The organism is Bradyrhizobium dasycarpum (assembly GCF_042019905.1).
GTDB classification, from domain to species: domain Bacteria; phylum Pseudomonadota; class Alphaproteobacteria; order Rhizobiales; family Xanthobacteraceae; genus Bradyrhizobium; species Bradyrhizobium japonicum_B.
In genome coordinates this window covers 3,487,056-3,500,151 of the sequence record NZ_CP169574.1, presented here as the reverse complement: position 1 = coordinate 3,500,151, position 13,096 = coordinate 3,487,056, and the positions used below count along the sequence as shown (strand labels likewise).

At 66.7% G+C, this 13,096-nt stretch carries 15 protein-coding genes; 5 read left to right on the top strand and 10 right to left on the bottom strand.

The window, feature by feature from the left end:
• Positions 1 to 166 precede the first annotated feature (166 nt).
• The 6 genes from ACETMP_RS16880 to ACETMP_RS16855 form a co-directional block, all read right to left on the bottom strand.
• The gene (locus ACETMP_RS16880; protein WP_375157077.1) at positions 167 to 469 is read right to left on the bottom strand and encodes a copper-binding protein; all 303 of its coding nucleotides are present in this window, start codon (positions 467 to 469) and stop codon (positions 167 to 169) included.
• Positions 470 to 486: 17 nt separating this feature from the next.
• Positions 487 to 963, bottom strand: a complete 477-nt coding sequence (locus tag ACETMP_RS16875) for a cupredoxin domain-containing protein (RefSeq protein ID WP_375157076.1) — start codon at positions 961 to 963, stop codon at positions 487 to 489.
• Positions 964 to 971: 8 nt separating this feature from the next.
• Positions 972 to 2,306, bottom strand: coding sequence for a copper oxidase (locus ACETMP_RS16870; RefSeq protein WP_375157075.1), 1,335 nt, complete (start codon positions 2,304 to 2,306; stop codon positions 972 to 974).
• Between the two features lie 13 nt (positions 2,307 to 2,319).
• Positions 2,320 to 3,747, bottom strand: coding sequence for a TolC family protein (locus ACETMP_RS16865; protein WP_375157074.1), 1,428 nt, complete (start codon positions 3,745 to 3,747; stop codon positions 2,320 to 2,322).
• A gap of 9 nt (positions 3,748 to 3,756) precedes the next feature.
• Positions 3,757 to 4,041: a hypothetical protein gene (locus ACETMP_RS16860; protein WP_375157073.1), complete on the bottom strand. Its 285-nt coding sequence runs from the start codon at positions 4,039 to 4,041 to the stop codon at positions 3,757 to 3,759.
• A 76-nt stretch (positions 4,042 to 4,117) separates the two neighbouring features.
• The gene (locus ACETMP_RS16855; protein WP_375157072.1) at positions 4,118 to 4,537 is read right to left on the bottom strand and encodes a hypothetical protein; all 420 of its coding nucleotides are present in this window, start codon (positions 4,535 to 4,537) and stop codon (positions 4,118 to 4,120) included.
• 251 nt (positions 4,538 to 4,788) lie between these two features.
• Here ACETMP_RS16855 and ACETMP_RS16850 point away from each other — a divergent pair, with 251 nt between their 5' ends.
• Positions 4,789 to 5,976, top strand: coding sequence for an MFS transporter (locus ACETMP_RS16850; RefSeq protein ID WP_375157071.1), 1,188 nt, complete (start codon positions 4,789 to 4,791; stop codon positions 5,974 to 5,976).
• Between the two features lie 6 nt (positions 5,977 to 5,982).
• On the opposite strand, the gene ACETMP_RS16845 is transcribed toward ACETMP_RS16850, so the two are convergent.
• Positions 5,983 to 6,399 (bottom strand): cupin domain-containing protein, encoded by a 417-nt coding sequence (locus ACETMP_RS16845; RefSeq protein ID WP_375157070.1) that lies wholly within the window; start codon positions 6,397 to 6,399, stop codon positions 5,983 to 5,985.
• Between the two features lie 93 nt (positions 6,400 to 6,492).
• Between ACETMP_RS16845 and ACETMP_RS16840 the strand changes: the two genes are divergently transcribed.
• Positions 6,493 to 7,398 (top strand): LysR family transcriptional regulator, encoded by a 906-nt coding sequence (locus ACETMP_RS16840; RefSeq protein WP_375157069.1) that lies wholly within the window; start codon positions 6,493 to 6,495, stop codon positions 7,396 to 7,398.
• Between the two features lie 4 nt (positions 7,399 to 7,402).
• On the opposite strand, the gene ACETMP_RS16835 is transcribed toward ACETMP_RS16840, so the two are convergent.
• Positions 7,403 to 8,035, bottom strand: a complete 633-nt coding sequence (locus ACETMP_RS16835) for a TetR/AcrR family transcriptional regulator (protein WP_375157068.1) — start codon at positions 8,033 to 8,035, stop codon at positions 7,403 to 7,405.
• Between the two features lie 252 nt (positions 8,036 to 8,287).
• Here ACETMP_RS16835 and ACETMP_RS16830 point away from each other — a divergent pair, with 252 nt between their 5' ends.
• From ACETMP_RS16830 to ACETMP_RS16820, 3 genes are read left to right on the top strand one after another with little or no spacing between them, the layout of a single operon-like run.
• Complete coding sequence (locus tag ACETMP_RS16830) at positions 8,288 to 8,785, top strand: (2Fe-2S)-binding protein (protein WP_375157067.1); 498 nt, start codon at positions 8,288 to 8,290, stop codon at positions 8,783 to 8,785.
• Entirely contained in the window at positions 8,782 to 9,837 is a 1,056-nt protein-coding gene (locus tag ACETMP_RS16825) for an FAD binding domain-containing protein (RefSeq protein ID WP_375157066.1), read from the top strand. Before ACETMP_RS16830 ends, ACETMP_RS16825 begins: the two co-directional genes overlap by 4 nt.
• Positions 9,830 to 12,091 (top strand): xanthine dehydrogenase family protein molybdopterin-binding subunit, encoded by a 2,262-nt coding sequence (locus ACETMP_RS16820; protein ID WP_375157065.1) that lies wholly within the window; start codon positions 9,830 to 9,832, stop codon positions 12,089 to 12,091. The genes ACETMP_RS16825 and ACETMP_RS16820 overlap by 8 nt, the downstream gene beginning before the upstream one ends.
• Before the next feature lie 39 nt (positions 12,092 to 12,130).
• Here ACETMP_RS16820 and ACETMP_RS16815 read toward each other — a convergent pair whose 3' ends face one another.
• Positions 12,131 to 12,283, bottom strand: a complete 153-nt coding sequence (locus tag ACETMP_RS16815; RefSeq protein WP_375157064.1) for a hypothetical protein — start codon at positions 12,281 to 12,283, stop codon at positions 12,131 to 12,133.
• Between the two features lie 191 nt (positions 12,284 to 12,474).
• Positions 12,475 to 13,023 (bottom strand): cupin domain-containing protein, encoded by a 549-nt coding sequence (locus tag ACETMP_RS16810; RefSeq protein ID WP_375157063.1) that lies wholly within the window; start codon positions 13,021 to 13,023, stop codon positions 12,475 to 12,477.
• Between the last annotated feature and the right edge of the window lie 73 nt (positions 13,024 to 13,096).

Below are 13,096 nucleotides of genomic sequence, written 5' to 3'. Positions count from 1 at the left end.
GGTTAACGGAGGGTGGGAAGTGGGGCGGGCGGGGTGTTTCGGTCCCCAAAGCGTCATTCCGGGGCGATGCGAAGCATCGAACCCGGAATCCATCGGGCCGCAGGCGTTGTGGAGAAATGGATTCCGGGTTCGCGCCAAGAGGCGCGCCCCGGAATGACAGGAGAGGCTATTTCGCCTTCTGCATCTTCGTCACCGTGTACCCCGAGGCCGCCTCCTCGGCCTCGAAGGTCACCTTGTCGCCGACCTTCACCTGCTTGAGCATGGCGGGATCCTTGACCCGATAGACCATGGTCATGGGGTCCTCCATGCCGAGGCTCTTCGCCGGACCGTGCTTGAGCGTGATCTTGCCGGCGCTCTCGTCGATCTTCTTGACCTCGCCGCTGATCGAGGCGCCCTCGGCGGCGAGGGTTGCAGTCGCAAGGCCGACGGTCAGCGCCAGCGCGGCAGCGATACCGATGATGCGGTTCATGTGGATCTCCTTTCGCTTTACTTCACGGTGACCTGGCCGACCATGCCGTACTCGCGGTGGTCGGGAATGAGGCACGAATATTCGAAGGTGCCGGGCTTGCTGAACTTCCAGAGGATCTCGGTCGTCTTCTTTGGTGCAAGCCGGGCCGCATTGGGCTCGTCGTGCTCCATGTGCGGATGCTTCTTCATCTGCTCCGCATGCGCGAGGTTCTCCTTGGTCGTGGCGAGCAGGAATTCGTGGTCCTCCTTGCCGACATTGCGCAGCACGAAGCGGATCTGCTCGCCGCGCTTGACCTCGATTTTCGCAGGCGTGTAGTCCATCTCGTTCATCAGAATTTCGATTGTGCGTGCGGGCTTCTTGGGATCGCCGGGCTCGCCGGCCGAAAAGGTCGCGTGAGATTGCTTGTCATGCGCAAGGGCCGGCGCGGCCGACAGCGCAACCAGCGCGAGGCCGAGCTTGATCGTCTTCATCGTCATCTCCAGTTGATGGTTCATCGAAACGCTCACATCTTGTGCTTCATCGGCGGACGGCCTGGTGTCGGCCGCGCCGGCTCCGCGGCCGGCGCCGCGACCTCGTAGGCAACGGTGCCTTGCGGAAATTTGTAAGGACCGGGATCGCGATAATCGTCGCGCGCGAGGTCCTCGCGGATCTTCATCACCGTGAACATGCCGCCCATCTCGATCGGGCCGAACTGGCCGGTGCCGGTCATCATCGGCAGCGTGTTGTCCGGCGTCGGCATCTCCATGTTGCCCATCGCCATGCCGGTCGAGCCCATCGCCATGCCGTCGGGCGCGAGCTTGCCGACGGCCTTGGCGAGATCCTTGCGCGACACGCCGATCAGGTTGCGCACGTCGTGCCCCATCGCGTTCATGGTGTGATGCGACTTGTGACAGTGGAATGCCCAGTCGCCCGGATTGTCGGCGAGCACGTCGAACACCCTGACGGCGCCGACCGGCACGTCGGTCGTCGTCTCCGGATATTGTGCGCTCTCCGGGATCCAGCCGCCGTCGGTGCAGGTCACCGCAAAGCTGTGGCCGTGCAGGTGGATCGGATGGTTGGTCATGCTGAGATTGCCGATGCGCACGCGCACCTTGTCGCCGAGCCGGACCGGCAAGGGATCGATGCCGGGAAACACCCGCGCATTCCAGGTCCACATGTTGAAGTCGGTCATCTCGTTGACGTGGGGCAGATAGGTGCCGGGATCGACGCGATAGGTGCTCATCACGAAGACGAAGTCGCGGTCGACCGGCCGGAAGCTCTGGTCGCGCGGATGCACGACGACCATGCCCATCATGCCCATCGCCATCTGCACCATCTCGTCGGAATGCGGGTGGTACATGAAGGTTCCGCTTTTCTTCATCTCGAACTCGTAGACGAAGGTCTTGCCCGGCTGGATATGCGGTTGGGTCAGCCCGCCGACGCCGTCCATGCCGCTGGGAATGATCATGCCGTGCCAGTGCACACTGGTGTATTCGGGCAAGCGGTTGGTGACGAAGATGCGGAGCTTGTCGCCCTCGACCGCCTCGATCGTCGGTCCGGGCGACTGGCCGTTATAGCCCCACAGATTCACCTTCATGCCCTCGGCGAACTCGCGCACCACGGGCTCGGCGACGAGATGGAATTCCTTCCAGTCGCCGTTCATGCGGAACGGCAGCGACCAGCCGTTCAGCGTCACCACGGGGCGATAGTCGGGTCCGCTGGCGGGATGGAGCGGCGGCTGCATCACCACCTTGTCCATGTGCGGGGCTTCCGGAATCGACGCGGCCTGCACGCGGCCTTGAACCGCAGACGCGCCGACGAGCGCGGCGGTTCCCAAAAATCCTCGGCGGGAAAACATCTCGGTCTCCGTGTCAGTGGCCGCCGCCGGCGGCAGGCGCTGCCGCGGCGATGGCGGTTGGATTGTCGCCGCCGGCGGCCGGCACGCCGCCGCCGTTGACGGCGGTCTGCAAGTCGGCCTGGGCGAGAAAGAAGCGCTGCCTGGCGTCGATCGCGCCGCGCAGCGAGGCCAGGCGTTGCCGCGCCTCGGTCAGCAGCGCGAAGATGTCGACCTGCATGCTGGAGAAGCGCAGCTGCATCTCCTCGGTGATGATCTTGCGCAAGGGGATGATCTCGCGCTGGTAGTGGCTGGCGACGTCGTAGGTCGAGCGATAGACGCGATAGGCGTCGCGCGCTTCCGAGCGCACGTTGACGGCGCGCTCGGTCAGGCGGTTGAAGGCGAGATTGTAGGTCTCCGCCGCCTGCCGCACCCGCACCTCGCCGCCATCGAAGATCGGGATCTGGAACTGGACGTCGAAGCCGCGCTCGCGGAAAGGCGGCGCTTCCGGATCCTGCGTGCGGCGGGAGATGCCGGCGAGGTCGAGCAGGGTCACGAAGCGCGTCGCCTCGGTGAGGTTCAAGGCCTTGGCCAGTGCCACCAGCTCCAGCCGCGCGATCTGCAGGTCGATGCGATGGGCGACCGCGTCGGTCTCGATCGAAGGCAAGGTCAGCGGGCGGCGCGGCAGCGCCGGCAACGCGTTCGGCAGGCGGAAGTCGAGGCCGCCGTCCCACAGCCCCATCAGGCGTGCCAGTCTTTCGCGCGAGCTCGCTACCATCTGGCGTGCGGTGGCGAGGTCGGCGGTGGTCTCGGCGTAAAACACCTGCTCGCGGGCCTGGTCGAGCTTGTTGAGGGAGCCGGTCTCGCCGAGCTTGCCGGCGAGCTGTGCGGTCGATTCCGCCGTCGCCTTGGCGTCGGTCAGCAGCGCCACCATCTCGTTGCCGGCAACGGCGCGCCAATAGGCGCGGCGGACGTCGGCGGCGAGCCTCAGCGTTGCCAGCGCCGCGCGCAGCTGGGCCTGACGAAAATGCTCGCGGGCGATCTCGGAGCGGAACGGCAGGGTGGCGAGCGCGAGGATATCGCCGACCACCTGGCGCTCGATCTCGCTGGCGCCATTGCCCGTGATGCGCGAGACCGCGAACACGGGATTGGGCGGCAGGCTCTGCTCGACCAGATCGGCCTCGGCCAACGCCAGCTCGTTATAGGCGGCTTGCAGTCCCTTGTTGTTGAGCAGCGCGATCTGCACCGCGCTCTCGACGCTCAGCGTGCGCGCCAGCAATTGCTGAACGCGCGCCTCGACCGCGCCGGCGCCGTCGGCCGTTCGCACGAAGGCGACGTCCTTGTTGATGGCCCGGCTGGTCAGCTCGGAGACGGCGCTCATGCCGCTGTCGGGCGAGAACGCGGCGCAGCCGGAGACGCTGAACGCGGTGAGGACGAGCAGGCCTCGCGCAAGATGGCATGACATGGCGCGCTCCTACCGGTCCTGCTTCGGCTGCGGCGTCACCGCGTCGTTGCGGCCGCGCCATGGCGCCGGTGTCGCTGGCCGCAGGCTGGTGTAGGGCGCGATGGTCGACCGATAGCCGACCGGCACGACCTTCGCCGCCGGATCGGCCGGATCGGCGGCCGCGACCTGCGTGGTGGCCGGCATGCAGCCGGACAGCGCCTGCGCAACCAAAGCCAGCGCCGGCCAATAGAATCGAAAGTGTCGTCCACGCACCGCAGATGTTGCGGCGGACTCCGCCCCGGAAAGCGTCAGCATGATTCATCCCTGATCTGAAGGACCACAGGCCCGCGCGCGCGGAGAGCGCGCAACGGCCCGAAATCGTCGCGTCAGATCAGGCGATGGGAGGGCGGTAGTGCAGGGGCGGCGCCGCGCTGTGCAGGCTGGCGACGATCTCCGGCGCACAGGCGGTGACAGGCAGAAGCGGCATGGCGACGCTGGGCAGATCGGCCGGCAATGCGCTCACGCACATCATCGCGCAGCAGGGGCCGACCGTGCCCTGGCCGTCATGATGATGCGGCGCCGGTGCATCCCGTTCGGCGGTCTGGTGATGCGAGTGCGGTCCAGCGGGCTGATGCGAGGTGGCCTCATGCCCGTGGCCGGCAGGCATCTGATGATGCGCCGGCACGGCGTCCGCCAGCACGGCCTCATCGAGGCAGGGCGCCGGGCCGTTGCTCAAGGCGAGGCTTGCTGCCGGCGCGAGCACGCAGAACAGATAGGCGAGGGCAATGAGGCGCCCCACCCTGATCCGCACCGATCGTCTCAATCGCAGCAACATTGCGTCGTCAGGTTCCCAACGCGGCGATGGTGCCTGCGCTGATTGCAAGCTAATCGCAAAAGTGGCGGCCGCCAAGCACCTTGTTACCGCAGTGCACAGCGCATGCCCAATATCGCGCCACGATGCTTGACCATCAAGCGCCCAGCGAACATGTTCCGGCCGTGCTCGCGCCAAATCATCCAGGACAGAGACCGGCCTCCTTCACGCCTGATTCGCGTCAGGCCTGGGTGCGCCTCGTACTTGCGCTCGTCATCGGCTCGATCGGCGCCGTCGGCATGTGGGCCGTCGTGGTCGTGATTCCCGTGGTGCAGGCCGAGTTCGGGGCGACGCGCGGCGCCGTGTCGCTGGCCTTCACGCTGATGATGTTCGGTTTCGGGCTCGGCGGGGTGATCGCCGGCAAGATCACCGACCGGTTCGGCATCGTGCTCGCGATGGCGATCAGCATTGCCTTTCTCGGCATCGCCAATGTGCTCGCGGGCCTGTCGACGCAGCTCTGGCAGTTCGTCGCCGCCTATTTCCTGATCGGCCTCGGCACCTCGGCGACCTTCGCGCCGCTGATGGCGGAAGCCTCGCACTGGTTCGAGCGCTATCGCGGCCTTGCCGTGACCATCGTCGCCAGCGGCAATTACGTCGCGGGAACGATGTGGCCGCCGATCGTGAGCTGGGGCACCGAGACGATCGGCTGGCGCTACACCCATATCGGCATCGGCATCGTCTGTGCCAGCACGATGGCGCTTCTGGTCCTCGTCCTGCGCGCGCAGATGGGCGACGACCATGTCCGCGACCATGCCAATGCGCCGCCGCCCCGCGTCGATCTCAAGCTGTCGACCAACACGCTGACCGTGCTGCTCTCGATCGCCAGCATCTCGTGCTGCGTCGCCATGGCGATGCCGCAGGTGCACATCGTCGCCTATTGCGGCGATCTCGGCTACGGCGTGGCGCGCGGCGCCGAGATGCTGTCCTTGATGATGGGCTGCGGCATCATCAGCCGGATCGGCTCCGGCTATCTCGCCGACAAGATCGGCGGCATCCGCACGCTGCTGGTGGGATCGCTGGCGCAGGGCTTTGCGCTGGTGTTCTATCTGTTCTTCGACAGCCTCGCCTCGCTCTATCTCATCTCCGCGATGTTCGGCCTGTTCCAGGGCGGCATCGTGCCGAGCTACGCCATCATCGTGCGCGAGGCGATGCCGGCGAGCGAGGCGGCGACGCGCGTCGGCATCGTGATCTTCGCCTCGGTGTTCGGCATGTCGTTCGGCGGCTGGGTGTCGGGCGTGATCTTCGACGCCACCGGCTCCTACGGCGCGGCGTTCGCCAACGGCGTGGCCTGGAACGCGCTCAACATCAGCATCGTCGTGCTGCTGCTGATCCGCTCGCGGATGAGCGCGGTGAAGGCAGGCCCGGGTTTCGCGACCTAGGCTCCCTCAGGGCGCAAGCGGGTCCAGGAAGGGCGTATCGACCGCGCTGACATAGAAGATGACGACCCTGGTCTCCCCGTCTGTGCGGTTGTAGCCGGTCATTGGTACGTTGGGCGGTTCGACCAGGGCCTCGCCCGCCCTGACCGTGAGCGGCGGTTTGCCGGCCAGCTCCAGGGTGAAGGCGCCTTCGAGCACGTACACGGTCACCGGGAAACGGTGGGTGTGATAGACGGTCTTGTCGCCCGGCTTGAACGATGCGGTCATCACCCGCACCGATTGCTTCTCATCCTTCGGCAGCCCCTCAACCGCTTGTTGCAGCACCAGGTTTGGTTTGGCGACGCCATGCGCATCGTGGCCTTGAGCGACGGCTGCGGCGGTCCAGCCCAGCACGATTGCGGTGCTGAGGACGAGGCGAGGGCGCATGTTCAGGCTCCATTGCGGATCGCGAATGTGCAGCAGCCTAGGGGCGGTCGTTCAGGCCCGGGAGCCGCAACATTGCGGGGGGCGGCCGCAGAAGTGCATAATCTCTCCATGTTCGACTGGAACGATCTCAAATATTTCCTGGCGGTCGCGCGCCACGGCAGCACGATTGCCGCCGGCAAGGCGCTCGGCATCAGCCAGTCGACCGTGCATCGCCGGCTCGACGAACTCGAACGGCGGCTCGGTCGGGCACTGGTGGCGCGTCAGCAGACCGGTTACCGCCTGACCGAGTTTGGCCATGCGATGTTGCCATATGCCGAGCGCGTCGAAGCCACTATCGGCGACTTCGCGCGGCGCGCCAACGACGTTGAGCAGGACATGAAAGGTGTGATCCGCGTGACCTGTCCGGAGCCGATCGTTGCCCGGCTGATCCAATCTGGCCTGATCGACGTTTTTCACGCGCAGCATCCCTCGCTTCGGGTCGAGTTCGTGATGAGCGACCGCTATCTCGATCTGTCCAAGGGCGAGGTCGACGTGGCCTTCCGCTCGGGCGATACCGATGATGAACTGGTGGGGCGCAAGATCGCCGAGTCGATCTGGGCGGTGTACGCCAGCCGCGACTATCTCGAACGGCACGGCAAGCCCCAGCACATCGAGGATCTCGCGGGGCATCTGCTGGTCGGCCTGGACGAATCGCTGGCCCATCACCGTGCCGTCAAATGGTTGAAGGAGGTTGCGCCGGATGCCCGGATGTCTGCGCGCATCAACAGCGTGCTTGGTCTTGTCTCCGCGATCAAGTCAGGGGTCGGCATCGGGCCGCTTCCGATTGCGCTTGGGGACGCCGAGCCGGACCTCGTACGCGTGCTCGGGCCTATCCCGGAATTGACCCGGAATTGGCGTATCCTGACGCATCCCGATCTCAGGCGCGTGCCGCGGATCGCGGCGTTCTTCGAGTTCATCGTGCTGCAGCGCGACGCGCTGAAGCCTATCCTGACGGGATGATCTTTTACCGCCTCCGCTTTGCGGTCGGCTTCGCGGGCTTGGCGACGCGTGCCTTGGCCCCAGACTGCACGCGCAAGCCGTCGACGAACACGTCGAGCATGCGCAGCACCGAGGACTGCCAGCCGGGCTGGTCGTGCATGTAGCACATGCCGACGAGCGCCCTCAGCAGATCTTCCGGGCTGATGTCGCCGCGCATCTCGCCGGCCGCGACGGCGCGGTCGAGCAGCGAGCCGATCGCCTTGGTCAGCCGGTCCATCGAGAATGCCGCAAGCTCCGACGAGCTCTGGAAGGTCAGCGCCAGCGCGGCCGACATGCCTTTCTTGGTGGCGACGAATTCGACGTTGGAGCGCAGCCAGCGCCGCAACGCGTCGACCGGGTCCTTGGCGTTCTTCAACTGCTCGGCCAGCTCGCTGAGCTGGTCGACCTCGCGCCGGTACACCGCCTCGAACAGGTCCTCGCGCGTCGGAAAATGCCGATAGAGCGTGCCGATGCCGACGCCGGCGCGTTTTGCCACGGCTTCCAGGCTGGCCTCGGGGCCTCCGGCGCTGAACACGGCCTTCGCAGCCTCGAGCACGCGCTCGCGGTTGCGCACGGCATCGGCGCGGGGCTTGCGGGTGTGATCGGCGTGGTCGTCCATGGCGGGCAATGTAGATCACGAATTGGTTAGATTGAACCCTCGCCGGACCTTCGCAGGGCTGCATCGCGTTGGTGACGCAGGGGCTTTTGACGAATTCCAGATATTTTCGCACCGGCTCTTGTTAAGCGGAGGGTGCCTCCGTATCTTCGCCTGGTTGCTGACCGGCTTTCCCCCGGTCGGCGCATATCGACGGCGGCCACGGCGGTGGCGCGCTGCACGATGACTCATGCCCATCTCTGATCGGAGCCTTGTATGAACCACTCCATCAGCCTCACCGTGAACGGTGCGCGGCGCGACTTCGTCCTCGACGATCCGCGCGTCACGCTGCTCGATCTCCTGCGTGAGCGCCTCCATCTCACCGGAACCAAGAAGGGATGCGATCGCGGCCAGTGCGGCGCCTGCACCATTCTGGTCGACGGCAAGCGCATCAATTCCTGTCTCGCGCTCGCCATCAGCCATGACGGCGCCGACATCCTCACCATCGAGGGCGTCGCGCGCGGCGACCAGCTGCATCCGGTGCAGGCCGCTTTCATCGCCCATGACGGATTCCAGTGCGGCTTCTGCACGCCGGGCCAGATCATGAGCGCGATCGGCATGATGCAGGAGGCGCAGGCCGGCAACGAGCCCGAGCGCATCCGCGAATGCATGAGCGGCAATCTCTGCCGCTGCGGCGCCTATGCCGGCATCGTCGATGCCGTGCTCGATGCGCAAGGACAGATGGACCAATCCAATCAGAGGCGCTCGGCATGAAACCGTTCGATTACATCAGGCCTGCGACGGTCGCCGAAGCCGTTGCCGCCGCCGCTCAGCCGGGTGCGGTCTACCTCGCTGCCGGCACCAATCTGCTCGATCTGATGAAGGGCGGCGTCAGCCGCCCGGATCGCCTGGTCGACGTCACCCATCTCGACGGGCTCGATGCCATCGAGACTCTCGGCGACGGCTCGGTGCGCATCGGCGCGCTGGTGAGCAATGCCGATCTCGCGCATGATGCGGCCTTTGCAAAGTCCTATCCCGCCGTCGCCGAGGCGCTGCTCTCCGGCGCTTCCGCGCAATTGCGCAATGCCGCGACCGTCGGCGGCAATCTGTTGCAACGAACGCGCTGCGCGTATTTCTACGACACCGCCAGCCGCTGCAACAAGCGCGAGGCCGGCAGCGGCTGCGATGCCCGCGAGGGTGAGAACCGCAGCCACGCCGTGCTCGGCTGGAGCGAGAGCTGCATCGCCACGCATCCGTCCGACTTCTGCGTGCCGCTGGTCGCGCTCGACGCCATGGTCGAGATCGAGGGCAGGAGCGGCCGTCGCGAGATCGCGCTCGACGAGCTGCATCGCCTGCCCGGCGACACGCCCGCGCGCGAATCCGCGCTCGAGCCCGGCGACCTCATCGTCGCGGTGCGCCTGCCGCCGGCGGCGCGCACATTCGCGGCGCATGCGCGCTACCTCAAGGTCCGCGAGCGCACGTCCTATGCCTTCGCAGTCGTCTCCGCCGCCGCCGCGTTGCGGATCGAGAACGGCAAGATCGCGGACGCCCGGCTTGCGCTCGGCGGCGTTGCCGCAAAGCCCTGGCGGGCCCGCACCGCGGAAGACGTGCTGAGAGGCGTCGCGCCCACGGCAGACGTCTTCCAGGAGGCCGCCTGGCGTGCGCTGACCGACGCGAAGCCGTCCGGCGACAATGCCTTCAAGATCGAGCTCGCACGCCGCATCGTCGTGCGTGCGCTGACCCTCGCCGCCGCCGGTACGCCCGTGCGCATCCCCGCGCTGCCGGCGTCTCCCTTTGCTTCCACGTCCGGAGCCATTCATGCCTGAGCTCAACCTCACCAGCGCACCTGCCCATATCAGGCACGGTTCGAACATCGGCCAGCCGCTGACCCGCCGCGACGGCGTCCTCAAGGTCACGGGGCAGGCGACCTATGCCGCCGACAATCATCCGCCCGGTATGCTGTTCGCGGTGATCGCTGTTTCCAGCATCTCGCATGGCCGCGTGGTCTCGCTGGACGTCGCCGCCGCAAAACGCCATCCCGGCGTCGTCGATGTCATGACGCCGGAGCACAGGCCGCAGCTGGCGATCGATCCGGAGATCAAGACCAATCCGTTCGTGTTCCGGATGGAGGCGTTGCAGAGCAACGAAGTCCGCTACGCCAACCAGCCCATCGCGGTCGTGATCGCGGAAACGCTGGAGGCGGCGACGGAAGGCGCCGTGCTGCTGGCGCCGCGCTACGAGGCGTTGCCTCCGCTGGTGGGGCTCGACGCCGGCGCGAGTTTCGTGCCGCCGGTCGTCGGCGTCGGCAACCCCACCGAAAATCACCGCGGCGATGTCGAGGCCGGACTTGCCGCGGCCGAGAAACGGATCGAGGCGACGTACGAGACGCCGCCGCAATATCACAACGCGATGGAGCCGCACGGCATCGTCGCAAGCTGGGATGGCGACAGATTGTCGATCGACATGCCGACCCAGGGCCTGAAGCTGTCGCTGGCGCGCATTGCCGAACTGTTCGGCATCGCGCACGACAAGATCCATATCCGCAGTCCATTCCTCGGCGGCGGCTTCGGCTCGAAGGGGCTGATCGGCGGGCCGCAGGTGCTCGGCATCATGGCGGCAAAGCTGGTCGGCAAGCCGGTCAAGCTGGTGCTGCGTCGTGAGCAGATGTACGGCCCGGTCGGCCATCGTGCGCCGACGCGCCAGCGCCTGCGCCTCGGCACTGACGGCGAGGGACGTCTGACCGCGCTCGATCACCACGCGCGGACCGTGTCGAGCACGTTCGACGATTTCTACGAGCCCGCGGCCGATGCCTCGCACACGCTCTACACGGCGCCAGCGATCCGCACTTCGCATGACGCCGTGCGCGTCAACACGGGAACGCCGCTGTTCATGCGCGCGCCCGGCGAGGCGACGGGCTCGATTGCGCTGGAGAGCGCGATCGACGAGATGGCCTGGGCCTGCGGCATGGATCCGCTCGCCTTCCGCCTCAAGAACTACGCCGAGGTCGAGCCGATCAGCGGCAAGCCGTTTTCTTCAAAGGCGCTGCTGGCCTGCTACGAGCAGGGCGCAGCGCGCTTCGGCTGGGCCAAGCGTTCGCTGCAGCCACGGCAGATGCGCGACGATGCCGGCCTCCTGGTCGGCTGGGGCATGGGCACGGCGACGTTCCCGGCGCTGATGTTCCAGGCGGAAGCCCGCGCGGCGATCCGGCGCGACGGCTCGGGCGTGATGGAGATCGGCGCGCACGACATGGGGCAGGGCGCCTGGACCGCGCTGGCGCAGATCGCGGCCGACCAACTCGGCCTCGACATCGACCGCGTCGCGTTCAAGGCCGGCACATCCGACCTGCCCGATGCCGGGATCGCCGGCGGATCGGCGCACACCGCGACGGCGGGAGCTGCGATCCACAGCGCCGGTGCGGCCGTGATTGCGAAGCTCGCTGAGCTCGCGACCGGCGACGAACGCTCGCCGCTGTTCGGCGCCGGCAATGCCGGCGTGATCGCGCGCGAAGGCCGGCTGGTCCGGCGCGACGACGAGAGCCGCGGCGAGAGCTATTCCGAAATCCTGGCGCGTGCCGGCGTCACCGAGGTCGAGGCCCGCGGCACCGGCGCGCCGAACCCTGCCGCGATGGAGGAATATGCCATGCATGCCCACGGCGCGGTGTTCGCGGAGGTGAAGGTCGATCCCGAGCTCGGCCAGGTCCGCGTCACCCGCATGGTCGGGGCGTTTGCCACCGGGCGGATCGTCAATCCGCGCATGGTGCAGAGCCAGCTGTTCGGCGGCATGATCTGGGGCCTGTCGTTCGCGCTGCACGAGGAGGCCATCACCGATCGCCGGACCGGCCGCATCATGAATGCCAATCTCGGCGAGTACCACGTTCCAGTGAATGCCGACGTGCCGCCGCTCGACGTCATCACGGTCGAGGAGCACGACCCGCACGTCAACGCGCTCGGCATCAAGGGCGTCGGCGAGATCGGTATCACCGGCAGCGCCGGCGCGGTCGCCAACGCGGTCTGGCATGCGACCGGCGTGCGTGTCCGCAAGTTTCCGATCCGGATCGAGGAGCTGCTGACGCCGCGCTGAGGCGGCAGGCGCGGCGAGGTTCCCTCGCTCCGCCGGGTGTCAGTTCATCATTTTGCGGAGCGACTTGATCTGCGCTCGTAGCGCCGCGATGTATTTCTCGAGGGCCGCGCGCAGCTCTCGCGAGTGCAGCTGGTCGGCGTCGCTCAGCACGTCGTGGAGTGCGGCTTCGGTATTGGCGAGGGTGGTCTTCATGCGCGAGCTCCGTCTACGAAGCGGCCCCGGAGAGCCTAGGAGCCCGGGGCCATAACCTCAGCACCTCTACGGCAGGCTGCTCGGCTATGCTTCAAAATATAGAGGCGATTTGGCCGCCGGAAATTGAGCTGGCTCAATCTGGTTCGGAAAAGGCGGGGCCTCTTATCCTCCCGGATGCGGCCGATTGCGCGTCAGAACGTCGGCGGCGTGCAGGCCGAGATCACCTCGCACGGTCTGCCGCCGACGCAGCGGAAGCGGTGCGGCCGGCGGCTCTCGAAATAATAGGCGTCGCCCGGGTTGAGAATGCGGCGCTCGTCCTCGACGGTGACTTCGAGCTTGCCCGAGATCACGATGCCGCCTTCCTCGCCCTCGTGGACGAGGTGGACGCGTCCGGTGTCGCTGCCGGGCTCGTAGCGCTCTTTCAGGATCTGCAGGTTGCGGCCGAACAGATTGTCGCCGATCTGACGGTAGGAGATCGGTTTCTTGCCGACCTCGGTGAGCTCCTCGGCACGGTAGAAGATCTTGCGCCTGGACTCCGGCTCCAGGGCGAAGAACTCGGCGAGACCCATCGGGATGCCGTCGAGGATGCGCTTGAGCGCGCCGACCGAGGGGTTCATCTGGTTGGATTCGATCAGCGAGATCGTCGAGTTGGTGACCCCGGCGCGCTTGGCCAGCTCGCGCTGCGACAGCTTGTGGCGCGCCCGGATGAATCGCAGCCGTCCACCGATGTCGACGCTCATGAGCCCAGGTCCCTGTTGCGAGTGTTGCGGATCGCGCAAATATGGACCGGCAGGTCTAGACAAATCAATAGCT

Coding starts and splice junctions, on each gene's coding strand:
- ACETMP_RS16865 (WP_375157074.1), bottom strand. CDS start 3,747: ATGTCATGCCATCTTGCGCGAGGCCTGCTCGTCCTCACCGCGTTCAGC.
- ACETMP_RS16825 (WP_375157066.1), top strand. CDS start 8,782: ATGAAACCGTTCGATTACATCAGGCCTGCGACGGTCGCCGAAGCCGTT.
- ACETMP_RS16875 (WP_375157076.1), bottom strand. CDS start 963: ATGAACCATCAACTGGAGATGACGATGAAGACGATCAAGCTCGGCCTC.
- ACETMP_RS16870 (WP_375157075.1), bottom strand. CDS start 2,306: ATGTTTTCCCGCCGAGGATTTTTGGGAACCGCCGCGCTCGTCGGCGCG.
- ACETMP_RS16880 (WP_375157077.1), bottom strand. CDS start 469: ATGAACCGCATCATCGGTATCGCTGCCGCGCTGGCGCTGACCGTCGGC.
- ACETMP_RS16835 (WP_375157068.1), bottom strand. CDS start 8,035: ATGGACGACCACGCCGATCACACCCGCAAGCCCCGCGCCGATGCCGTG.
- ACETMP_RS16830 (WP_375157067.1), top strand. CDS start 8,288: ATGAACCACTCCATCAGCCTCACCGTGAACGGTGCGCGGCGCGACTTC.
- ACETMP_RS16810 (WP_375157063.1), bottom strand. CDS start 13,023: ATGAGCGTCGACATCGGTGGACGGCTGCGATTCATCCGGGCGCGCCAC.
- ACETMP_RS16820 (WP_375157065.1), top strand. CDS start 9,830: ATGCCTGAGCTCAACCTCACCAGCGCACCTGCCCATATCAGGCACGGT.
- ACETMP_RS16845 (WP_375157070.1), bottom strand. CDS start 6,399: ATGCGCCCTCGCCTCGTCCTCAGCACCGCAATCGTGCTGGGCTGGACC.
- ACETMP_RS16815 (WP_375157064.1), bottom strand. CDS start 12,283: ATGAAGACCACCCTCGCCAATACCGAAGCCGCACTCCACGACGTGCTG.
- ACETMP_RS16860 (WP_375157073.1), bottom strand. CDS start 4,041: ATGCTGACGCTTTCCGGGGCGGAGTCCGCCGCAACATCTGCGGTGCGT.